We start from the raw sequence: 21,041 nt of genomic DNA on the forward strand, positions 1-21,041 counted from the left end.
CCCCCTACTCTTAGTTTATTTTTTTAACAAAATGAATATTACGACTAACTTCTCTACACTCTTTCTTTTCAACTCATTATTCCCCTTTAAAAAAAACACTTATTTCCATGAAAATCATTCATTATTTTTATTTCTCATTACAATGAGATTATAACCTTTTAAACAGCCTAGTTTAAACGATTATAACCATCATAGTACATTTAGTATAATTATTTACTAAATGTTTTTTTACCAAATCATCAACATATTTCTTCCATCATTAAAATGATTATGATAGCATTATTATATTATTTTAATGAAATTTTCATAAAAAAGAAAGGATGATAATATGAATAGTGGAGATATTAGTTTTATACTGGTCTGTTCGGCTTTAGTTTTTTTAATGACTCCGGGGTTAGCATTTTTTTATGGAGGACTATCAAGACGAAAAAACATCATTAATACTATGATGATGGTCATTTTTACTTTAGGTTTAGGTTCTGTATTATGGTATGCCTTTGGATACAGCTTATCTTTTAGCGGAGAGAATAGCTTCGTGGGTAATCTTGATAAACTATTCTTTAAAGATGTTTCTCTAAATACTGGATTAAAAACTGATAGCACGATCCCTGAAGGTTTATTTGCAGCCTTTCAGATGATGTTTTCATTAATCACAGTGGCAATTATTACCGGTTCTGTTGCTGGGCGAATGCGATTTTCGGCCCTTTTTATTTTTATAACGGTTTGGTTGATTGTCGTCTATTATCCTATGGCTCACATGGTTTGGGGCGGTGGTTTCTTAGAAGAAATCGGCTCAATCGATTTTGCAGGAGGAAATGTTGTCCATATTAGTTCAGGTATAACTGGACTTATTCTAGCGATTGTTTTAGGAAATCGACGTGGCTATAATAAATTGGAATATCGTCCACATAATATTCCGTTCATTGTGTTAGGTGCTGGTCTTTTATGGTTTGGATGGTTTGGATTTAATGCTGGTAGTACTTTAGGTGCAAATAGTTTAGCAGTGCATGCTTTAATCGTCACTCATGCTTCAGCAGCGATGGCGATGTTATCCTGGATGTTAATTGAAAAAGTATTAATTGGTAAACCTACAATTGTTGGTGCTTCTACAGGTGCAATCGTCGGATTAGTTGCCATTACACCAGGTGCGGGATTTGTTCCATTATGGAGTGCTTTACTTATCGGATTTTTAGTTAGTCCATTTTGTTACTTCTTTATTGGCGTTATTAAACGTAAATTTGGCATTGATGATGCTTTAGATGCTTTTGGTTGTCATGGTGTTGGTGGGATTTTCGGTGGAATAGCGACAGGAATCTTTGCTGAAAAATCAATTGGTGGTGTTGACGGACTGTTATTTGGTGGACTAGACTTATTCATCGCTCAAATAATAAGTATCATCGTCACATTACTATTTGCTGGAGTTGCTAGTTTTGTTATTATCAAAATCATCAAAGTGTTTATGCCTATTCGCGTATCTGAAAAAGAAGAAATTCAAGGTTTAGATGTCACTGAACATGATGAAACAGCTTATCCTACTTTCTTAGGTATGGATAATTAAAATAATACTTACAGGAGGTAGCAAGATGAAAAAAATCGAAGCAATCATCAGACAAGAAAAATTGAATGACTTACAAGAAGCTTTATATAAAGAAGCTGGCATTAAAGGGATGACCGTTTCTCAAGTACTTGGTTACGGGAACCAATTAGGATGGAAAGAATATGTTCGTGGTCAAGAGATTTTAACAACCTTAGTTCCAAAGTTAGAAATCAATATGGTTGTATCTGATGAGTTATTGGATACAGTCACAAACATCATTATTGAGGTTTGTCAAACTGGCGAAGTTGGAGATGGTAAAATATTCATCTATAACGTTGAAAATGCGATACGTATTCGAACGAGGGAAACCGGTGATTTAGCTTTATAAAAGAGTGAGACATTAATATAAGGCTGTACACTAAATCGTGTTGATAGATTAAATTCTGTCAATGCGATTTTTTGTTTTAGGCATAGAAAAAGGGGCATTCTTATTGGTAAAATTAAGTCGTCTATAACTAACATTACAAAGGAGAATACCCCTATGGATAATAATACAAGAAAACTACTCAATTTAACAGATGATTCTCTTATTTTTAATGAGGATTGGTTGTCTCGCGAAGCGAGAAATAACCGCTCAGTTAATATGATTATAGGAAGATTAGTGAATAAAGATAAGCAATGCAAGAAATGTGGATTTGATCAATCCGTTAAAAACGGAACGTATCAAACCATTAGTCAATTGCCTGAAGTTGAACGTCGTCCAACTTATCTGAAACTTCACAGAGAGCGTTACCTTTGTAGAAACTGTGGATCAACTTTCAGTGCTTCTACTTCTCTAGTAGATGACTATTGTCAAATTTCTAAACAGCTTAAATACCAAATTGCTTTTGACTTAAAAGATAATCGATCACGTAAAGAAATTGCAGAATGTCACAGTGTCTCTGAAAACACTGTTAAACGTGTGTTAGTATCATTTACCAATAACCAGCAACCGAATTTTAACTTCTTTCCCACGGCTCTTTGTGTAGATGAGTTTAGCTCTACTTCTGATTGTCATGCTGGAATGAGCTTTATTTGTGCTGATGCGACATCTAAAAAAATAATCGATATCTTACCTGATAAAAGATTACATAAGTTGGTTTCTTACTTTATGAAGTATTCCAGAAAATCACGTTTAAAAGTAAGATTTTTGGTCATGGACATGAATGCAAGTTACGGTCAACTATTAAAAACAGTCTTTCCAAACGCCGAAATCGTCACAGATCGATTTCATATTATTCAACATATTAACCGATCTTTCAACACCTTAAGAATAAAAGAAATGAATCAACTAAAACGCCACAATCAAGAGGAAGGAAAGCAGTATCGAAGATTAAAGCGTTATTGGAAACTCCTTTTAAAGGACAGTTTTGAATTAAACTATAAACACTTTTATTATCGTCCTTTATTCAAGAGAAATATGTCATCTACCGAATTGGTAGATGAGTTACTTTCTTATAGTTCTCTATTAAAAAAAGCGTATCATTTTATCCAAGAATTAAAGTATGCTTATAGAACCAACGATTATGTCTTATTTTTAGAGTTATGTTCAAAGATACCTGTTGAATTACCAAAGTATTTTAAAGATAAATTCAAGATATTTGGTAAGTTTTCCCAAGGAGTTATGAATGCCTTTAAATACTCCTATTCAAATGGTTTCTTAGAAGGCATTAACAATAAAATTAAAGTGATTAAACGTGTTGCCTATGGCTATCGAAACTTTCTACTATTCAAACGACGTATCTTTTTGATTCAAAATCAAGTTTTTCAGGTTAAATAAAAAAGCGAGAGAATTTCTTCCCTCACTTCAATTAATTCTATTTTATTTTTGAGACTTTTTCATCAATATTATTGTCCATCAACACGATTTGACATAGAGCCTAATATAAAAGTAACCACATGAGAAATAGCTACTCATGTGGTTTTTTGTAGAGAAAATTAGTTTACTTGATGACAAAAACGTTATTAGATAAAATATCAGTATTTTTAACAGGTGTGTTATGAATATCTAAAAGTTCTAAATCATGTAATTGATTTAAAGGTCTTACATCCGTTATATACGAATTCGATATATCTAAACTCTTTAACTTATTAAAATTAGTAACAAAGTCCAAAGATTCTAGTCGACTATTCGGTATGATTAAGTTTGTCAAATTAGTCATATTTTTTATTTTATCTGGCAAAAGAGTTAACCCATAATCATAAGAAGACATGTATTCATCATTGATTCTAACAGCGAAATCCGAATTTGGATCGATTTCAAGATAAATTAAATTTGGAAAAGGTAACTGATTCAATGTTCCCAATAGCAAACTTGACTCTAATAACGTTAACTCTTCAACTGAGGGAATCGATTCGATTTGTTCCGACTTACGATCAAAATCAATTTCACTTTTTTCTAAGGTAAGCTTCTTTAATTCTTTTAAAGAACCAAGTGTCGATATATTGATCATCTCAGAAACGTCCTTGATTATTAGTTCCTCTAGAGATGACACATTTCTTAAAGTGCTTAAATCCAACTCATTACTTGCTACAACGGATAATTTTTTATATTAGATGATTTTTCTATAAGTTCTAAAAAATCTGCAGATACAGTCACTTCCGTTAAATTTTCTAAATTGCTTAAGCTAGTTGTTTGAATATTATCAGAATATGATTCAAACTGAAGACTTTTTAAATTCTTTAACGACGCAATACTTTCAATATTATTAAGTTGGCGATTTCCTTTTAATTGTAAAGAAATAATGGTTTCTTTATCAGTGATATCTTTGATATCATGAACAAATGTATTATCTAAAGATAATCTCTTTAACTTAGGCATATTCTTTACAAAATCAATGTTGTTTAGCTTATCACCTGATTTTATAGATAGGTTTTCTAAATTAGCCAAGCTATATAAACTAGAATAATCCGAAATTTTTGATACATTACTAAGTGTTAAACTATTTAATTTACTAAAATTTGATAACCATGAGATGTCCTTTAAATTGTAACAGTCTATCATAAGACTTTTAAGGTGATCAAGTTCCTTCATACTCTCTACACTTACATCTTCAGCTAAATAAGTGATGTCTAAATTTTCTAATTTCTTAAGTTCTTGTAAGCGATGAAGCTGATCATCTGTTCTAACTTGTACTTTTAGGTATTTTAATTTTTCTGGCTGAGGTAACGCATCTAAAATAACATCTAACGACTGATTAAAATGACCGCCATAAAATATTAAATTATCTAAATTTTTCAAAGAAAAGCCTTCCCATATTCCCTCTATATCAGACGTATTATTAAAGTCCAAATACGTTAGTCTACTGAAACTTGTAAAATCTAGGGCATGTAAAGCTAAGTCTGTAGACAATATAATTTTTTGGGTTTCAAAGTTATCAAAAGGATTGCTCCAGTTTTTAAAACTGTAAGTTATAGTCCAATTATCAGAAAAATCATCTGACGTAACAGATATATACTTAATCTTTTTTAATTCCTCTGGTTGGATGTTATCAATCTTTTTTCGAAAAACTTGTTCGACAAAAGCTACCCCTGCCTCAGATTCAGGTTTTTCACGATAAGCATAGGCTTCACTTTTGATGTTAGTATTCACACTATTATTAGTCACTGTATTCTTTGAGACAATGCCTAAAATGACAATTGCCATTATAATAGTTGTGACAAAAACAAATAGAATAATCATTAAAGATGAATTATTTCTTTTCTTATTCGTTTCATTATTAATTATGTAGTTATTTACAATATTTTTTTCATCATCAATAATAAACTCTGACTGACAAGAACTACATCTTGCTAGATGATTATTTATTATTTTTAATTTACCACCACAATTTGAACATTTTAAGTTAACAAATTTCATATAATGATCTCCTTGAATATAATATAAACTGATTATATCAGAATAATCAGTTTTTCACTCTGTAATGTGTCATTCTATTCTCATAATTCTTTTCTTGATAGTCTATTTTTAATGGTGCTTTGAATAGCAGGATAGGTATTTTCTTCAGGTTCATCCTCAATAAAAATCACTTCTTCTATCTCATGCTCTAGTTTATCTGAAAATCCTTCGATTTCTGCTGAATAAACTTGCCCATAGTCTTCTATTCCATCTCTTTCAACGCCTAATATGAACAAAGGATTGAGAACAAATGTAGTAGCCACTGTTTCCTCCATTAATTCTCTTTTAGCACATTCCTCTATTGGTTCATTTAATTCCCTATGTCCACCAGGTATTTCAAAAGTCGTTCTATCTTTATGACGAACGTAAACATTTTTTCCTTTGTGTCTTGCAACAATCATCGCAATAACTAGTTGATCATCACTTATTTCCCCTAAATCATATGTTTTTACTTTCATATAGTCACCTAATATTTTCTATTTTTACTTATCAGATATAAACTCCGTACAACTTATCAAATTAGCACCTTTTTTACGTAAAATCTTATTAAAAACACCTCTCATTGGTTTAATGATAGAATCATGTCCGTCTTCAATGAGCGTTACCTGGTATCCCTTTTCTAATGCACTTTTACTAGTTGCTTGAACACAGGCATTGCTCATTAAACCTGTAACCACCATCTCTGTAGCTCCTAATTTATCTAAAATCTGACAGAAATCACTTGATGAAAAAGAACTTGGTTTATTTTTTGTTATAACATAATCTGATTCACTAACAAGTACTCCTTTGTGTATTTTTCCAGCACCACTTTGTTTCACATAAATAATTGGTAAGTGATTCTCTTTAAAATATTGAATGACTGAATTTACTCTATTGATAATTTTTTTCTTTCCCAGTAAAAGCGCCGTCGTATTATTTTGAATATCAATTACAACTAATACTTGATTTGCCATATTATTCCTCTTATTTCTATAAAATTTTATCTTTTTAAATGGATTAATCTAACCCATATTTTTTTCGTTTAACATAGTAAGTCACTCCAAAAACAATTGAATCAAATGCAAAACTATCCAATCTTAGAAATGGATTATTTGTCAAAATTATTCCTCCTGACTCCCCCACACTGATTATACATTGCAACAATTTAGAGTATGGATGAGGTAATAGCACACTACCTAATACCTGTAATAAATGAACGGATAAAATGACTAAAAAACTAATTGCAAATGATTCATATAGTGCTTTTTTCTACAGTTCATCAAATTTTTTGAAATACTTACAAGCCATAACTAAACTAGTCATTGAATAAATAACTAAAAAAGCAATTATTAATAACGACAACTCCTATCACACTTTTCATTTCATTATCTTCCAGAATTTAATTGAAAAATATCTTCTACTTGTAGATTAAAATACTCGGCAATTTTTAAAGATAACTCCAAGCTTGGGTTGTATTTCATTTTTTCAATTGCCGTCATAGTCTGTCTAGAAACACCTAATGCCTCAGCCATATCTGTTTGTTTAATATGTCGTTCTTCACGAATCTCTCTAATATGATTAACAACTGTTATAGACAATGGTATTTTCCTCCTATAAAAGTAAAGATATCTTTACTTTTATAATAACTTACGTTTAAAAGAATGTAAAGATATCTTAATATATAATCCCATTATTCTTTTGCTAATTGTTCCTTCAAGTAATTAATTTTTTGAAAATCTTTCTGATTATTATTATCTGCTCGATAACTATCTCTACTAGATGCTAAATAACTTTTATAAAAAGCTTCTAACGAAGGAACATAAAATTCAACACCCTTTTGACTATGTCGTTCTAATTCATTGAATGATACACCAGCAAAACTAGGCAACGTATCGATAGAACCGTATTCAACTGATGTATCTCCTCGAATAAATTCATGTTCATGCAAATCGATTAGTTGTTAATCCAAATTTTCCATCATATTTTTTATCATTTCCCATTCATCAATTCTTTCTTCATTTGGTGCCTCCCAACCTCTAGGAGCACCTTTCACATGAATATCAATACTCCTAACATACCAATCTTTTTTTGTCGTATATTCCAAACCTAGTGAAGCTATTAACAAAGGGATTCTACCCTATTTATTTAAATGTATAGCTATTTCTAAAAACTCTTGAAATCTATCACTTATTTTCTAGTTCTTCTTTACTACATTAATCTAGTGCCAACTGTAACTGGTTTGAAATAATCTCTAATGTTTTCTTTTGCCTCGTTAAAATCTCTAATTCCTTTTCTACTCTTTCTAATTCATCATTAATTATTTGAAGGTTGGACTTCCACTGCATTGTACTACCGCAGTCTTTTTTATTTTTTTTTATTTGCTTTAACACTCGAATCGATAATCCCATGTCGCGTAATTCTCGAATGTTTTTAAAATCAGATCTATCTATATCCTCAAAAAAATACTTTCCATTTACTTTTGTTGGAGTGAGTAATCCTTCTTCAATATAATATCTTACTGTTTCTCTAGTTGTCTCAAATGTTTGGATAAACTCTCCAATGTACATAATGTAAATTCCTCCTTAAAAGTTATTGCCATGTGGTGCACCACCTATGATTTAATAAACCACGCCGATTGTAAAATTAAGCTAGACAACTAAAAAATCATTTGTGATACACTCAAATTGTATTTCCAACCAAAGAAAACAAGGAGAGTGATCACAAATGACCTATACACATCTTACTACAGACGAGCTAGTTTTGATAGAAGCTTATTACCATCAAAATAAAAAAGGAACATACGTTGCGAAACAATTGAAACGAGCAAAACAGACTATCTATAATGTTTACAAAGCTTTTGATGAGGGATTATCTGCACTAGATTACTATAAAAGATACAAAAATAATAAAAAGAATTGTGGCAGGCGTCCTATTTCTTTATCTGATAATGAAACAGAATACATTCAAAAGAAGGTTGTTCAAGGATGGACTCCAGATGTCATTATTGGTCGTGCTGAGTTTCCTATCTCATGTTCTATCAGTACTCTTTATAGATTATTTAAGCAAGGACTGTTTGATTTGACCGCATTACCTATGAAAGGTAAAAGGAAAGCGAATGGTTATAAAGAAAAAAGAGGTAAACAAGCCTTTAAAAGAACCATCCATCAACGTAATAAGGACTATCAACTCTTTAATAATGAATTTGGTCACCTTGAAGGTGACACAATTGTTGGAAAAGATCATAAAAGTGCTGTTATCACACTCGTTGAAAGACTATCGAAAGTGATTATTACGTTAAAACCAATAGGCAGACGAGCAATAGATATCGAAAATAGTTTAAATAATTGGTTTAAAAAGTTTCCATGCCATCTATTTAAATCAATCACATTCGATTGTGGTAAAGAATTTTCTAATTGGAAATCAATCAGCAATCTAAATGATATTGATATTTATTTTGCCGATCCAGGAACACCATCACAACGTGGCTTAAATGAAAACTCTAATGGGTTATTACGTAAAGATGGATTACCTAAACAAATGGATTTCAACAAAGTTGAGGAATCTTTTATCCAATCTATCGCTTCTAAAAGAAATAATATTCCTAGAAAATCATTAAACTATAAAACACCATTGGAAGTATTTTTGAGTTATGTAGACAATGATATTTTGTCTAGCTTAATTTGACAAATGAAACCATATAAAAAGGAGGTGTACTTGTATGTTTTATATTTTAACAGTTTTATCCATGCTATACGGGATTTTAATGGCATTAGCTACAATAAAAATAATGTCATTTTCAGAACATCCTATAATCTTTATTATTAATCTAGTTGGGGCATTATGCCTTATACTTTATGTTAAAGACTATCGCCTATTATATGTGGGTGTTGCCATTCTTTTTATCGCAGCACTTCTCAATGGCATGATTGTTTTAAACCGATTAACCCCCAGCCATATAGTCGTTCGCTTGATAGTTTCCCTTGTATTAATAGGTGCTAACTATCTAATTCATTATTCAAAATAGTCTATAATTAATTGAAGTTTACACAGTAAAACAAACGTATAAATTAACTATCATTTTTAAGTATTAAAAATACTTCTTAGGCCCCATTTATAAAAACTAGTTAATTTGCTAATCTTTATAAAAGGGGTGTTAAAAATGAAAAAGAATTGGTTTGCTTTAATAAGTTTAATTTTTTTTAATTTAGTTGTAGTAATGGGTTTTGCGATAGCACTATATGCTATTATAGCTAGTTTTTGGATAATTACAGGAGCATTTATTATATCTCCTATCCTTTTAGTGATAGCCAATGTGACACAACTTCAAGATTTCGCTATGTTCCAATCTATTTCAAGTATTTTTCTTTGTGCAATAGGGTTAGGACTTTTTCCTTTCATGAAAAAATTTACTCGATTAATTATCACCTACTCTGTAAACTACATTGAATATAATAAAAAAATGATATATAGTGTGACACTATGACAAAATTAGTTATTTTACATGGATTAGGACAAAACGAGGATGACTGGGAAAAAGTTGTGGAACATATTGCTGTAAGTAGTCAGATTATCCCCCTATTTACAGCAATAAACGAAAATTCGGATGTGACTATTGAAACTATCTATCCCAAAATATCAAAAAAGCTTGACGAAATAACAGAACCTTACTATCTATGTGGGTTATCATTAGGAGGTTTACTGGCACTGATGTATACTTGTAAGTCAACTAATTGTTACTTAAAAGGTATTATTATTGCTAGTGCTATATATAAGCCAATTCCTAAGTCAATCAATTTGTTCCAATCATTACTGTTTACGATTCTTCCAAAAAAAAATTTCGAAACGATTGGATTGTCTAAAAAACAAATGATTCAACTCACTTCATCTATTAATATTGACTTAACGGAGTCTTTAAAAAGAATTAATCTTCCTTCACTGATACTGTGTGGAGAAAAAGACACTGTTAATTTGAAGTATGCTAAACAAATTCACGAACTCATTCCATCATCTGATTTAAGTATTGTCCCAAATGGAAAACATGAACTAAATAAAAACTCTTACTTAGAATTATCAAAAGCCATAAACTATTTTATAAATTAAAAAAGAAAGCATCTATTAAGATACTTTCCTTTTTAGTTTATCCAACTGGTGCTAACAATACTTTCCCACTTCCTCGGTAAACATTGACAAGTCCTTCACCTGATACGGCTGACCCCATCAAACTTTTTCCTGAACGCTCAACAGTAAAATCTAATGAGCCACTCCAAGCAATTGCCATATTACCATCTACTTTTAATACATCATCTTGTAATTCAATTTCAATCAATTCTTCATGAGGTGTTGGCGATTCTAAACAAAGAATCCCATCTCCTTTAATGTTTAAATTAAATAGTCCTTCATTCCCTGCAACAGCAGACGAAATATTCGAACGCATGATTGCTTTATGTTTTAATCTTGAGTCACAGGCCAAGAATAAGCCATCATCAAGTACAATTGAATTATCCCACTGCGATACATCAAGTAATATAATATATTTATACGTTGGTTCAAGCACTAATAATCCTTTACCTGTATATTCAGGCTTAATCGCAGATTCTTTCGTTACAGCACCTCTCACAGTTTTGCTGAAAAAGTCGCCTACACCTTTTACACCTGTCGTTGCACTGACATCTCCAACTGTCCACTGCATAGCACCAGCTTGTAATGTAATATCTGTTTGTTCCACGTCACAAATAACTTGGCGTTTTCTGACATTCATCTTACTTGAAAAATAGGCTGTTTGTGCTTCTTGTGGTGTCAAACTCAAATCTTTAACATATTCTATTACTTTAAAAGGCCCTAACTCATTTTTGACTATAACATCATCATTATCCCAAAAATTTGATACTTTAAACATAACAACACCCCTTTTTTTATTGGTGCTTTAATTGTAATATAAGACTATGAAAAAGAATACACTATTTTTAGCAAAAACATAATTTGAGATGGTAGGTGACTTTATGAAAAAATTGATTCTTGCTGTTATCATTCTGCTTCCTTTAATTCTTATTTCTTTGATAGTTTCAGGTGCATTAAAACTACCTGGTGCCACCTATTCACATCCTGGTAACTTAATCTTATTTTTTGTTATTTTTTTAGTCATTGATTTTTTGATAGATAACATGTTTCATCTGGTGCCTAAAAAAGACTCTATCTTGTTGATGTTTTGTCAAAATGTCATCTCTTTAATGATCACTGATTATTTTGTCGCCTCTGTTTCTCTGTCAGTTCAGACGATTGTTTTATTTTCTATTTTTTTAATTCTTTTTGAAAAATCCTTAGATTATATGGAGAAGAATAGTTAGATTTCTTTATCTAAATAGTTTTTTATTTTTGCACGAATTTCTCCATATTTTTCTTCTTGATAGGCTGTGTCTAGGTTACTCCAATTTGATTTATCATACAACCATACAGGCATTTTACGTCTTTCCTCTTCTTCCCAATCGTATCTAGGAAAAATATGAGCATGCAGGTAGTTATCTGTATTACCTAAAATATCGTAGTTTACTCTAGTAGCTCCACACACACTTAACAAGGCATCTCCTACTATCGACATATCTAATAAAAAAGATTCTCTTTCTTCTAATGACAAATCATTTAATGAATTTACTTCTCTTTTTGGTAATAGCACACAATATCCAGGTAAAAACTGAACATCACCAAACACTAAAAAGCCTCCTGTCATTTCTTTTATCAACATTGGATTTGTACCATTTTGCGCAGATTTAATTCGATTTTCTCTCCATGTCATTGTTGATATCTCCTTTTAAATATTTTTTTGTTTCTTTATTGTAATCATAATAACTCGGTTTATCCTGATAGTACCATTCTGACACTAATTTTACTTTTTCTTCAGATAAGTTGTCTACTACTCCTATCGGAATACAATACCCATTACTTTCAAAATGTCGATAATATAGCAATGTACCACATTGATTACAGAATACTCTTTCTGCAATATTTTGAGCATTATAAGTTGATACAAAATCACTTGAAGAAAAATTAGGTTGACAATAGGTATAAAAATATGAAAATCCTGTTCCACCAGTATTTTTTCTACACATTGAACAATGACAAATACTAAAATCTAAATTATCCAGTATCACATTATAGTTAACTTTTCCACATAAACACTGACAATTATATTTCAACTCTTTCAACCATCCTTTTTATTATATACTTACTTTTAATGAATATTTCGGTATACTTATTATATCCTATAAACGAGGTATCTAATATGACCTACGAAAAAATTGCCAATGATATTATTGAACTAGTGAGTAATGACTACTCAGGTTGCAAAGAATTACCACAAGATGAAGCGAAAAATGACTATTTAGAACAAGTCCCTGCAATCACTTCTGATAAAGATTTTTATTATGCCACAATGGACTTTTTAAAAACCTATCAAGATGCTCATCTGACTTTAATTGAACCAACTATTGATATTCTTAGAGTTAATTTTTTAACACGACGATTTAACGATAAACTTTATGTCTCCGATTTATTTTCAAAAAATTGTCCATTAAGCATTGGACAAGAAATTATCAAAATTGATAATAAACCTATTTCTGAAGTTGTAAAAGAAAATGAAAGGATTCTAAATCCTATACCCGAAAGACAAAGTTTTACTTACTTATTAGAAAAATCAGAAACGATTACACTATCAAATGGTGACATTCTTAAAACGCCTAAAGAATCAAACATACCACCTAAAGAGAGCACGTATTCTTTTGAGTTGATTAACGAGCAAACTGGCTACATGGTTTTAAGTGATTTTTATGCAGAACAACCTATTTCAGCATTAATTCAGGAAAACAGACAATCACTCGAAACAATTGACTCTTTAATTATTGATGTTCGTATTAATAATGGTGGCAGTGATATGAGTTATTTCCCTTTATTAGACTATTTGTTTAAACAGACTATAAGCCTTGAAGAACTAAGTAATCCAAACGAATTAATGTATTATAATGTAACCAAGAGAAACGATGAATTACGTCAAAAAGCTTTTCAACCTTATTTAGATTCTGAAGAGATAGATGATGTATCCAGACAGTTCATACAATCTGAATTAGACTTCTTTAAAAAACACATTGAAGGAAATCAAACTGGATTTATCCCCTTTACTGATAGTCCTATTCTTGATTACACCATTCATGGAACAAATTTACCATCATCTATTATTGTATTAACAGATGTTTATTGTGGTTCTAGTGGTGATAGCTTTGTCAATTTAGTAAAAAAATCTGATAAGGTTACCACTCTTGGAAGAAATACATTAGGTATTCTTGATTATGCCAATTGCTGTTTCCAAGAATACCCATTATTTAGTCTCATGTACCCCACATCTAAAACTTCTCTTGTAGATGATGGTCTTGGAATGCTAGGTAAAGGTGTGAAACCGGATGTCTATGTTCCTTGGACGCCTAAACATTTAACAGAAGACGTTGATTTACAACAAGCTCTTGAACTGCTTAATAATCAATGCTAGTTTGTAACGCATAGTTTAGTAAAGAATCAACACCATTTAATTTATCTGATAACATTTCTTCCATCATGATATCTGGCTTAATACCAATATTATGGTGGATTTTTCCATTGGGAATTTTAACTCCTTTTGCTGTCACCATAAACGTACCACCTGTTTCAAGAGCTATTAAAGCTGGCTGACCTGTCGATCTAGCTGAATACGTTCCAATAATTCTTGTTTTAGGTCTTTTATAAAAATTCATCACAAAATTTTCAGCTGAAGAATACGTCTGTCTATTCTGAATAATTATTACAGCTTTATCTGATAACTCCCCTCGATTTTTGGGTACTGTTTCTTGATCAATTCCTTCTAAATAATATTGATGAGATAGCGTTTGAGTAAACTCATTATCATCACTTATGTCTTGCTTGTAATAAAGCTGCGTCCCAGAGGCATAACGTTGTGCATCTAACACTTGGTAAAAAGATAACTCTGTTTCAAAAGCCTCTTTAAAAAAAGCTGAGCAAATATCATTGACTAATCCTGAATTTCCACCCATATTCCCTCTGACATCAAAAATGATGACCTCTGATTTTTTGTACAACTCCATATATTGGTAAAAAATTGTCACGACATCTTGACTCAAAAAATGCTTAATCGTTATCAAGATTTTATTCTTATCTTTTATGATTGTAATAGTATCTGTTTCAACTACTAGTTCCTTTTCTACTTTTTCTTCCATCCAAACAATTGTCTCCTTATTTTGAGAAGATAACTCTAATCTATCATTAGAAAAAAACTCTACGGATAATTGATTGGGCTGAAAAAAAGACAAATAGTTTTGATAATAGTAAAGTGATACTACCTCATTACTAAGCCAAAACTTAGAAGTTATTTCTTTTAAAAAGTCTGAAACGGACAATCCATTTATTCTCTTAATAGGTAAATACAAATAATTTTGATAATCATTAGTTGTCTTCACTATAACTAATTGGTTCTCTATCATATCCAAAGCTATAGGATATACTAAATCTTCTTTAAGCTCCTTTGGTAAATAAATCATCGTATGCCCATCATCTAATCTGGCAGTAAATTGACATAATAGATGATAGAAATCAGTAAGCGAATCACTAGATAATGTTTGTTTTATCGTGTCCAGATAAGCTTGTTTCCATTCTTCTAATTTTTTATTTGTCCAATAAGGAAATAAATTTAAAGCTGAATGATAAATAGTTGAAACATCTGCTAGTCTAGTTTCCATGATTGTCCTCCTCATAAAATGCTGACTCTAACAATCTGATTTCCTGTTTCTCGCTATCAACTTGTACACGAACCCCATATGGCAAAACACATCTTGGCGTAGCATGGCCAAAATTAACATTGCAAACTACTGGCAACTCTTCATTATCAACCACTTTAACTAAAGATTGTTTGTATTCTTCATAAAATACTTCGTCTTGTGGTTTACCAAAAATTACACCATTCACTACATCAAATATGCCTTTGTCTTTCAATACTCCCAACATTTTTTCAACTGTTTCTGGCGACTCTTTCACTTCTGATGTTTCATTAAATAAAATCTTTCCTTGCCAAGTCGTTAAATCTGGAAATATTCCATATCTTTCAATCACTTTTGGTTCATCACTGTGTGTAAATGGTGTTAACATATCATATAAACTATCGATACACCCACCTAACAGCTCTCCTTCAAATACCGACTTACCTTGTAGCCATTCATAGCCTTTTGTCTCAACATGGCTAATGCGTTGTTGCCCTAATGCTTTTTTAGAAAAGTCTAGTCGTTCATCATACCAAACTTCACTTGGCTTTATCACTTCATACAGTGGGCTCTCTTCAAAATAATAACTAAAATAATTTTCAGTATAAGGCAACATGCTATCACTAATTTCACCTAAATCAGGAATAAAAGCCATCCCATAATAAGTTGTTAAACCAAGATGATAAAACATCAAATGATTAATCGTTGAATCAGAAAATCCGGTAAATAATTTCGGTTTAGTTTTGACTAAATCCTTAAACTTATCATTCTCCATCAGATAAGGAAGCGTTCGATAGGTATCATCTCCTCCAATTGCACAAATAATCCCTTTGATAGAGTTATCTTCAAAAGCTTGAATCAAATCCTCTGCCCTTTTTTCTGGATGTCTGTCAACAAAGTCTATCCCTTTTAAAGCATGGGGCATAAACACAACGTCTAACCCACAATCTTCCAATCTCTTTTTCCCTAAAATGAGATTATGTTCAACAAATTCTTCTCCCAGCAATCCTTTTGATAAGCTGACAATCGCAACTTTATCTCCACGTTTTAATCGTCTTGGTTTAATCATGTTACTCCTCCTATCACTCGTCACTAATTTTACAAATTATACCATAAAAAAATAACTTTGATGTTTCCACCAAAGTTACTGCTTAATCATATTCAACATACTCTTCTACTTGTTTTGAGTGCAAGAGCACCATTACTTTACGAGCGATTGGTTGCGCAATTAATAATTCTAATCCCAGTACCACACCAAAATTTCTTGGCCATGACATAACAAAACGGATAAATGTGGAGCTATTGACTACTAAGCCATGTCCAACAACATCACCTATAAATGTCATCAAGAAAGACATCCCTACTACCGTAAATAAAATGGTAAATAATAATGTGGCATTAAAGCTATCTTTAGGGTCACTAAATTTTTTCACCAAGCTATCTGCAAAGTGGCGGACGACAAAATTTTCTAGTAACATTGCAATCACAAAAAATAGTGGCAAACTTTTAGCAAAAGCTATTAACATATCTTGATTGATTGCACCAAATGCTAAATATAAATTATAAAAGCACATACTACTTGCAGTAATCCCACAAATCACTATGCCATATAGTAATCCTTCTTTTTTATTCATTGGTAATCGTTTTTCTTCATGCATCATTTTTCCTCTTTTCTTAAAAATCAGCGAAAAAAAAGTGCAGGAATCATCTTTTCAGATGGTTCCTACACTTAACGTAATCTTCACTGTATTAAAAGTTTACCACATTTTTCAAAAAAATGCCACGGTTGACTTGTATAGTAGCAAAGGGCTTATTAAATTTAGTTTAAAAATAATGAAACTAGTTGTTTTTTTTATTAGAAAAACAGTAAATCTGTTATGATAATAAGAGATTTACATGATTTATTAGAAGGGAGAGTCTTGTATGGCCAAAGATAAAAAAATCGTTGCTCCCTTTTTAAAGCCTATTGCTATTTTTAGTATTGCTTTAGGGATAAGTGCAACAACTGCTGTTGTGGATGGTAGTAATTATAAAACAAAAAAAACCGAAACGTCTACAACTGAAACGATAACTCATTCAACTCAAGACAATACCAATACTACAACCAATTACTCGGATACAACTTATAGCTCAGTCCAACAAACTGAACATGCTGTATCTGAAACACAAGAGAAAACAAAAGACAGTAAACAAAACAAAACAAATCACTCGTCATCAGAAGAAAATACCCCTTCCTCTGAAAATCAACCATCAAGTAACACCCAAAATATGGAAGAAGAAACTGAAGATACGGTAACTCCTGATGCACAAAATGCTGTGGTGACCCCTAAAACAAATGAGAATAAAACTGCTATGGGGGGGGAATAACTAATGGATGCTTTACTAACTTTAATCTTGAGTAATATAACCAAATTTTTAAACTACTTAAATATCAATCCAAGGCTACAAAACAAAATTCTAACTGTTGTTAGTGTTTTTCCAACACTGTATATCTTGCGTATTGTAAAAGGATACTTTCAAAACGGAAATTATCTCAGAATGACACTCTACCTACTGATTTTTATTGTTCTAGCTTACTTTATTGTCTTAAACTTTATTTATTATTTTAAAAATCAGAAAGTAAAATGGGATGTCACCAATTTAATTGAAAATATCGTACCAGAAGATGCAACATTTGATGAAACCGTGCAAACAAATTCAACCACTCCAAAAATTCAAGGAAAACTATTAACACTGACTTTAAATAATGATAGCGATCAAGTAATTGATACGGTTATCCATGAATTATTGGAAAAAAACTATATCACAGCAAAAAAACTAAATGACTATGCTTACGAACTAGATAGCTATACTCTCATTCCTTTCTATAAAATTTCAAAAGGAAAATTACTAATTGGAAGTAGCTACAAAGATTTAACTGAAGTAGCTAGTATCAAAATAAATGATGATGCGGATTCTTTGGTTCCTCTTGGTGTCTTTGTTAATGGTGGATCTTATGAAAAAGACGGAATTATTTATAAAGAACCTTATACCTTAGAACTACGTGTCAAAGATACGGATGAAGCAAAAAACACTGCAGAATCAGAAAGCGAACCTGTAAAAAAAACACGCACACTCGGCAAACGAAAAAAAAGTCAGAAGAATTAAACTTCTGACTTTTTTATTTACTATTAATCCATGTCTACATTATGGAAAATTTGTTGAACATCTTCTAATTCATCTAAAGCATCAATCATTTTTTCAAATTGAGCTAGGTCGTCTTCAGATAATTCGACTTCATTTTGAGCAAGCATTTGAATTTCAGCTACGGAAAATTCTGTAATACCTTTTTCTTTTAATGCTTCTTGAATCGCGTGGAAATCACTTGATTCACCGTAAACGATGATTTGGTCTTCTTCTTCAAATACATCTTTGACTTCGATATCTTTTTCTAATAGATACTCAAAAATGTCATCCACGTCTTCGCCTTTAAAACCAAAAATCGCTGTGTTGTCAAACATGTATGCTACAGCACCTGATACACCCATGTTCCCACCATTTTTACCAAATGCTGCACGAACATCTGCTGCTGTACGGTTAACATTATTTGTTAGTGTATCAACAATCACCATCGAACCATTTGGCCCAAATCCTTCATAGCGTAATTCAGAATAATTTTCATCTCCTGAACCTTTTGCTTTTTCTATAGCGCGATCAATAATATGTTTTGGTACATTGTATGTTTTTGCGCGATCAATAACGAAACGAAGTTTTTGATTAGAGTGCGGATCTGGATCACCTGATTTTGCTGCTGCATAAATTTCAATTCCAAATTTGGCATAAACTTTACTGTTGTTTGCATCTTTAGCTGTTTTCTTAGCTACGATATTAGCCCATTTACGTCCCATTAGTCTCACTTCTCTTTCTTAATGTATTGTTTCAGTTGTAACGCAAAAACGTTCTGTTTTATTATACTTGCTTATCGTCATTTCGCAAAGTTTTTTTTTCATGATTAATACAATTCATTGATTCTAGTCCGTTTTTCATTTTTTTAGCCTTAACACCTTTTAATTAATCTTGATATAAGCTATTCTAAAGTAGTAATAACTGTTCCTTACAGATAGAAAGAGGTTTATATTTTATGAAACATTTTAATACTGTTGATTTTCCATCAATCCATATTCGATTATTAGATGGAGAAAACGAAGCTGATTTAGCCATCTTCAAAGAGTTTTTATTAAGAACAACAGATTACTTCACAGATTATGTTGCTGCTGAACCTACAAAAGAGCAAGTTAAAGAGTTCTTCACGTCACTTCCACCAAAAACATCACCATCACAAAAATACATGTATGGGATTTTTGATCGTGATAGATTGATGGGATTTATTGATTGGGTCGAAGACTTTCCACAAAAAGAAACTGGGATGCTTGGTTATTTTGTATTAGAAAGCGAGTATCGTGGCACAGAACTAGCGAAAGAATTATATACAGCCTTAGAAAAAACTGTCTCAGATACTGGTACGAAAACAATAAGATTAACTTTTATCGACGATGATCAACGTGCGAGTCGTTTCTGGGAAAAACAAGGATACGAAATCATTGATACTCATAATGGCGACTACGGGAAACAATTAATTGCTAAAAAAACAATTGGATAATACAAAAGCGTAAAAATAAAAACATCTTATTTTTACGCTTATTTTTTATTTTAATAAGTCTTTCATGTCTGTTGCCACACTGTCATAATGACTCTTGATTGTATCATCACTTGGTGATACATCCAGTGATTGATCTTTAACAATTTTCTCAGTCAAGTCATCTGATATTTTTTTAAAATCTATGCCAGTTTCTTTTGCGTACGTAATGGAATCATACTTACTTTGGCGATAAAATGGTTTTTCCTCTTTATTTTTAATCTCATCTTCCGTATCTGCAAAGAACTCATTGTACTTAGCCTCAGTTATTTTACCACTTTCTTTATCTTTTATCACTATGAGACGAGCAAACAACCCATCACCTAAATCTTTTGTGACTGCTTGATAAGATAACTTAGAACCATTTTTTATTTCACCATCTATTTTTTCCGCTAAAGGAATAAACCCACGACGGACACTATTCGATGAGCCTTTTACACTCACAAAGTCACCTGTTAAACTATTTTCTTTCATCATTTGATCTTCTAAAATCGTCATACCATTAACAATCGTCACTAACGTTACATTGGTACGATCGTTTTCCGCTTGAAAGTTGGCATAACCAGATGTTCTTTTCGTTTGTCCTGCCCATGTTTCTGAGTAGTAATCATCTGGTCCACGTTCATCAAACTCCACTAATACAAGCTTATCTCCATCTACCACAACATCTGCTGTACCAATATAGCCATCCTCAAAGTCAATGGTATCTGTATAATAATCGCCCTTTACCGTTCCAACTTCTGGACGACCTGACCAATACATTTTTTCTTGTTTTTCATCACCTTTGTATTCCGTTCCCGAATACTCACCCGTTGTCGCTCCTGAAACAGTATCTACTTCATACTTATGACCATTTCGTTCATACACATATTTTTCTTCATTTTCTTTGTTTTCTTTTTGTGCTTGTTCTGTTTTTTCTTTTGTGTCACTACTTTTAGCAGAATCACCTGTCCCACCACATGCTGCTAATAATAGTGCCGTCGATACTAAACAAATACCAAATAAATTCTTTTTCATAAAATCCTCCTTTTTTCGAATCCCCTTTCATAATAAGTGATTTTTATCACAATTTCAACCGTTTTTATCATTTTGTTATAAAATCGTTATAAAAACCTCTCAATA

At 31.6% G+C, this 21,041-nt stretch carries 26 protein-coding genes and 1 pseudogene; 12 read left to right on the plus strand and 15 right to left on the minus strand.

What is annotated here, in order from left to right; translation table 11 throughout:
- Window positions 1–328: 328 nt before the first annotated feature.
- The 3 genes from BW731_RS03495 to BW731_RS03505 all read left to right on the plus strand — a co-directional run bounded on the left by BW731_RS03495 (window position 329) and on the right by BW731_RS03505 (window position 3,356).
- Window positions 329–1,558, plus strand: coding sequence for an ammonium transporter (locus BW731_RS03495; protein ID WP_079345761.1), 1,230 nt, complete (start codon window positions 329–331; stop codon window positions 1,556–1,558).
- A gap of 25 nt (window positions 1,559–1,583) precedes the next feature.
- Entirely contained in the window at window positions 1,584–1,925 is a 342-nt protein-coding gene (locus tag BW731_RS03500) for a P-II family nitrogen regulator (protein WP_079345763.1), read from the plus strand.
- A gap of 153 nt (window positions 1,926–2,078) precedes the next feature.
- A complete protein-coding gene (locus tag BW731_RS03505; RefSeq protein ID WP_079345765.1) occupies window positions 2,079–3,356 on the plus strand; it encodes an ISL3 family transposase in 1,278 nt (425 codons plus the stop codon).
- 163 nt (window positions 3,357–3,519) lie between these two features.
- Here the strand turns inward: BW731_RS03505 and BW731_RS03510 are convergent, their stop codons facing one another.
- The 7 genes and pseudogenes from BW731_RS03510 to BW731_RS03540 form a co-directional block, all read right to left on the minus strand.
- Window positions 3,520–4,029 (minus strand): hypothetical protein, encoded by a 510-nt coding sequence (locus BW731_RS03510; RefSeq protein WP_079345767.1) that lies wholly within the window; start codon window positions 4,027–4,029, stop codon window positions 3,520–3,522.
- 77 nt (window positions 4,030–4,106) lie between these two features.
- The gene (locus BW731_RS03515) at window positions 4,107–5,435 is read right to left on the minus strand and encodes a leucine-rich repeat domain-containing protein (protein ID WP_079345769.1); all 1,329 of its coding nucleotides are present in this window, start codon (window positions 5,433–5,435) and stop codon (window positions 4,107–4,109) included.
- A gap of 80 nt (window positions 5,436–5,515) precedes the next feature.
- Window positions 5,516–5,932: an NUDIX domain-containing protein gene (locus BW731_RS03520; RefSeq protein WP_079345771.1), complete on the minus strand. Its 417-nt coding sequence runs from the start codon at window positions 5,930–5,932 to the stop codon at window positions 5,516–5,518.
- A 24-nt stretch (window positions 5,933–5,956) separates the two neighbouring features.
- Window positions 5,957–6,427: a cysteine hydrolase family protein gene (locus BW731_RS03525; protein ID WP_079345773.1), complete on the minus strand. Its 471-nt coding sequence runs from the start codon at window positions 6,425–6,427 to the stop codon at window positions 5,957–5,959.
- 411 nt (window positions 6,428–6,838) lie between these two features.
- Window positions 6,839–7,045, minus strand: coding sequence for a helix-turn-helix transcriptional regulator (locus tag BW731_RS03530; protein WP_079348536.1), 207 nt, complete (start codon window positions 7,043–7,045; stop codon window positions 6,839–6,841).
- A 98-nt stretch (window positions 7,046–7,143) separates the two neighbouring features.
- A pseudogene (locus BW731_RS03535) lies at window positions 7,144–7,584 on the minus strand (phosphoribosylanthranilate isomerase).
- 82 nt (window positions 7,585–7,666) lie between these two features.
- Entirely contained in the window at window positions 7,667–8,020 is a 354-nt protein-coding gene (locus BW731_RS03540) for a MerR family transcriptional regulator (protein ID WP_079345775.1), read from the minus strand.
- A 157-nt stretch (window positions 8,021–8,177) separates the two neighbouring features.
- On the opposite strand from BW731_RS03540, the gene BW731_RS03545 reads away from it, so the two are divergent.
- The 4 genes from BW731_RS03545 (at window position 8,178) to BW731_RS03560 (ending at window position 10,553) form a co-directional block, all read left to right on the plus strand.
- Complete coding sequence (locus tag BW731_RS03545) at window positions 8,178–9,137, plus strand: IS30 family transposase (protein ID WP_079344899.1); 960 nt, start codon at window positions 8,178–8,180, stop codon at window positions 9,135–9,137.
- A gap of 34 nt (window positions 9,138–9,171) precedes the next feature.
- Entirely contained in the window at window positions 9,172–9,477 is a 306-nt protein-coding gene (locus tag BW731_RS03550) for a hypothetical protein (protein ID WP_079345777.1), read from the plus strand.
- A 135-nt stretch (window positions 9,478–9,612) separates the two neighbouring features.
- The gene (locus BW731_RS03555) at window positions 9,613–9,936 is read left to right on the plus strand and encodes a DUF1700 domain-containing protein (protein WP_079345779.1); all 324 of its coding nucleotides are present in this window, start codon (window positions 9,613–9,615) and stop codon (window positions 9,934–9,936) included.
- Window positions 9,933–10,553 (plus strand): alpha/beta fold hydrolase, encoded by a 621-nt coding sequence (locus tag BW731_RS03560; protein ID WP_079345781.1) that lies wholly within the window; start codon window positions 9,933–9,935, stop codon window positions 10,551–10,553. Before BW731_RS03555 ends, BW731_RS03560 begins: the two co-directional genes overlap by 4 nt.
- Window positions 10,554–10,590: 37 nt before the next feature.
- Here BW731_RS03560 and BW731_RS03565 read toward each other — a convergent pair whose 3' ends face one another.
- Window positions 10,591–11,349 carry an AIM24 family protein gene (locus BW731_RS03565; protein WP_079345783.1) on the minus strand — a complete coding sequence of 253 codons (759 nt, stop codon included), beginning with the start codon at window positions 11,347–11,349 and terminating at the stop codon, window positions 10,591–10,593.
- Window positions 11,350–11,452: 103 nt separating this feature from the next.
- Here BW731_RS03565 and BW731_RS03570 point away from each other — a divergent pair, with 103 nt between their 5' ends.
- Window positions 11,453–11,797 carry a YrvL family regulatory protein gene (locus BW731_RS03570; RefSeq protein ID WP_158080149.1) on the plus strand — a complete coding sequence of 115 codons (345 nt, stop codon included), beginning with the start codon at window positions 11,453–11,455 and terminating at the stop codon, window positions 11,795–11,797.
- On the opposite strand, the gene BW731_RS03575 is transcribed toward BW731_RS03570, so the two are convergent.
- Complete coding sequence (locus BW731_RS03575) at window positions 11,794–12,243, minus strand: HIT family protein (protein ID WP_079345786.1); 450 nt, start codon at window positions 12,241–12,243, stop codon at window positions 11,794–11,796. The two genes, BW731_RS03570 and BW731_RS03575, sit on opposite strands and share 4 nt — an antisense overlap.
- Window positions 12,218–12,652: a GFA family protein gene (locus BW731_RS03580; protein ID WP_143592734.1), complete on the minus strand. Its 435-nt coding sequence runs from the start codon at window positions 12,650–12,652 to the stop codon at window positions 12,218–12,220. Before BW731_RS03580 ends, BW731_RS03575 begins: the two co-directional genes overlap by 26 nt.
- Before the next feature lie 77 nt (window positions 12,653–12,729).
- Here BW731_RS03580 and BW731_RS03585 point away from each other — a divergent pair, with 77 nt between their 5' ends.
- Window positions 12,730–13,986, plus strand: coding sequence for a S41 family peptidase (locus BW731_RS03585; protein ID WP_158080150.1), 1,257 nt, complete (start codon window positions 12,730–12,732; stop codon window positions 13,984–13,986).
- Here the strand turns inward: BW731_RS03585 and BW731_RS03590 are convergent.
- The 3 genes from BW731_RS03590 to BW731_RS03600 all read right to left on the minus strand — a co-directional run bounded on the left by BW731_RS03590 (window position 13,970) and on the right by BW731_RS03600 (window position 16,902).
- A complete protein-coding gene (locus BW731_RS03590) occupies window positions 13,970–15,226 on the minus strand; it encodes a S41 family peptidase (RefSeq protein WP_158080151.1) in 1,257 nt (418 codons plus the stop codon). The genes BW731_RS03585 and BW731_RS03590 overlap by 17 nt on opposite strands.
- Window positions 15,216–16,313: a S66 family peptidase gene (locus tag BW731_RS03595; RefSeq protein ID WP_079345794.1), complete on the minus strand. Its 1,098-nt coding sequence runs from the start codon at window positions 16,311–16,313 to the stop codon at window positions 15,216–15,218. Before BW731_RS03595 ends, BW731_RS03590 begins: the two co-directional genes overlap by 11 nt.
- 82 nt (window positions 16,314–16,395) lie before the next feature.
- Window positions 16,396–16,902: a DUF2798 domain-containing protein gene (locus tag BW731_RS03600; protein WP_079345796.1), complete on the minus strand. Its 507-nt coding sequence runs from the start codon at window positions 16,900–16,902 to the stop codon at window positions 16,396–16,398.
- Between the two features lie 265 nt (window positions 16,903–17,167).
- Between BW731_RS03600 and BW731_RS03605 the strand changes: the two genes are divergently transcribed.
- Window positions 17,168–17,611, plus strand: a complete 444-nt coding sequence (locus BW731_RS03605; RefSeq protein WP_079345798.1) for a hypothetical protein — start codon at window positions 17,168–17,170, stop codon at window positions 17,609–17,611.
- Window positions 17,612–17,614: 3 nt separating this feature from the next.
- A complete protein-coding gene (locus BW731_RS03610) occupies window positions 17,615–18,391 on the plus strand; it encodes a DUF6681 family protein (protein ID WP_079345800.1) in 777 nt (258 codons plus the stop codon).
- Between the two features lie 23 nt (window positions 18,392–18,414).
- Here BW731_RS03610 and BW731_RS03615 read toward each other — a convergent pair whose 3' ends face one another.
- Complete coding sequence (locus BW731_RS03615; RefSeq protein ID WP_079345802.1) at window positions 18,415–19,131, minus strand: YebC/PmpR family DNA-binding transcriptional regulator; 717 nt, start codon at window positions 19,129–19,131, stop codon at window positions 18,415–18,417.
- Between the two features lie 233 nt (window positions 19,132–19,364).
- On the opposite strand from BW731_RS03615, the gene BW731_RS03620 reads away from it, so the two are divergent.
- On the plus strand, window positions 19,365–19,883 hold the full coding sequence (locus tag BW731_RS03620) for a GNAT family N-acetyltransferase (RefSeq protein WP_079345804.1): 519 nt from the start codon (window positions 19,365–19,367) through the stop codon (window positions 19,881–19,883).
- 45 nt (window positions 19,884–19,928) lie between these two features.
- On the opposite strand, the gene BW731_RS03625 is transcribed toward BW731_RS03620, so the two are convergent.
- Window positions 19,929–20,936 carry a hypothetical protein gene (locus tag BW731_RS03625; RefSeq protein WP_233120429.1) on the minus strand — a complete coding sequence of 336 codons (1,008 nt, stop codon included), beginning with the start codon at window positions 20,934–20,936 and terminating at the stop codon, window positions 19,929–19,931.
- Window positions 20,937–21,041: the final 105 nt, after the last annotated feature.

This window comes from Vagococcus martis, assembly GCF_002026305.1.
GTDB lineage: Bacteria > Bacillota > Bacilli > Lactobacillales > Vagococcaceae > Vagococcus > Vagococcus martis.

Excerpts from the sequence above, each read along its gene's own strand:
- BW731_RS03495 (WP_079345761.1), top strand. The coding sequence starts at position 329 with ATGAATAGTGGAGATATTAGTTTTATACTGGTCTGTTCGGCTTTAGTT.
- BW731_RS03500 (WP_079345763.1), top strand. The coding sequence starts at position 1,584 with ATGAAAAAAATCGAAGCAATCATCAGACAAGAAAAATTGAATGACTTA.
- BW731_RS03505 (WP_079345765.1), top strand. The coding sequence starts at position 2,079 with ATGGATAATAATACAAGAAAACTACTCAATTTAACAGATGATTCTCTT.
- BW731_RS03510 (WP_079345767.1), bottom strand. The coding sequence starts at position 4,029 with ATGATCAATATATCGACACTTGGTTCTTTAAAAGAATTAAAGAAGCTT.
- BW731_RS03515 (WP_079345769.1), bottom strand. The coding sequence starts at position 5,435 with ATGAAATTTGTTAACTTAAAATGTTCAAATTGTGGTGGTAAATTAAAA.
- BW731_RS03520 (WP_079345771.1), bottom strand. The coding sequence starts at position 5,932 with ATGAAAGTAAAAACATATGATTTAGGGGAAATAAGTGATGATCAACTA.
- BW731_RS03525 (WP_079345773.1), bottom strand. The coding sequence starts at position 6,427 with ATGGCAAATCAAGTATTAGTTGTAATTGATATTCAAAATAATACGACG.
- BW731_RS03540 (WP_079345775.1), bottom strand. The coding sequence starts at position 8,020 with ATGTACATTGGAGAGTTTATCCAAACATTTGAGACAACTAGAGAAACA.
- BW731_RS03545 (WP_079344899.1), top strand. The coding sequence starts at position 8,178 with ATGACCTATACACATCTTACTACAGACGAGCTAGTTTTGATAGAAGCT.
- BW731_RS03550 (WP_079345777.1), top strand. The coding sequence starts at position 9,172 with ATGTTTTATATTTTAACAGTTTTATCCATGCTATACGGGATTTTAATG.
- BW731_RS03555 (WP_079345779.1), top strand. The coding sequence starts at position 9,613 with ATGAAAAAGAATTGGTTTGCTTTAATAAGTTTAATTTTTTTTAATTTA.
- BW731_RS03560 (WP_079345781.1), top strand. The coding sequence starts at position 9,933 with ATGACAAAATTAGTTATTTTACATGGATTAGGACAAAACGAGGATGAC.
- BW731_RS03565 (WP_079345783.1), bottom strand. The coding sequence starts at position 11,349 with ATGTTTAAAGTATCAAATTTTTGGGATAATGATGATGTTATAGTCAAA.
- BW731_RS03570 (WP_158080149.1), top strand. The coding sequence starts at position 11,453 with ATGAAAAAATTGATTCTTGCTGTTATCATTCTGCTTCCTTTAATTCTT.
- BW731_RS03575 (WP_079345786.1), bottom strand. The coding sequence starts at position 12,243 with ATGACATGGAGAGAAAATCGAATTAAATCTGCGCAAAATGGTACAAAT.
- BW731_RS03585 (WP_158080150.1), top strand. The coding sequence starts at position 12,730 with ATGACCTACGAAAAAATTGCCAATGATATTATTGAACTAGTGAGTAAT.
- BW731_RS03590 (WP_158080151.1), bottom strand. The coding sequence starts at position 15,226 with ATGGAAACTAGACTAGCAGATGTTTCAACTATTTATCATTCAGCTTTA.
- BW731_RS03595 (WP_079345794.1), bottom strand. The coding sequence starts at position 16,313 with ATGATTAAACCAAGACGATTAAAACGTGGAGATAAAGTTGCGATTGTC.
- BW731_RS03600 (WP_079345796.1), bottom strand. The coding sequence starts at position 16,902 with ATGCATGAAGAAAAACGATTACCAATGAATAAAAAAGAAGGATTACTA.
- BW731_RS03605 (WP_079345798.1), top strand. The coding sequence starts at position 17,168 with ATGGCCAAAGATAAAAAAATCGTTGCTCCCTTTTTAAAGCCTATTGCT.
- BW731_RS03610 (WP_079345800.1), top strand. The coding sequence starts at position 17,615 with ATGGATGCTTTACTAACTTTAATCTTGAGTAATATAACCAAATTTTTA.
- BW731_RS03615 (WP_079345802.1), bottom strand. The coding sequence starts at position 19,131 with ATGGGACGTAAATGGGCTAATATCGTAGCTAAGAAAACAGCTAAAGAT.
- BW731_RS03620 (WP_079345804.1), top strand. The coding sequence starts at position 19,365 with ATGAAACATTTTAATACTGTTGATTTTCCATCAATCCATATTCGATTA.
- BW731_RS03625 (WP_233120429.1), bottom strand. The coding sequence starts at position 20,936 with ATGAAAAAGAATTTATTTGGTATTTGTTTAGTATCGACGGCACTATTA.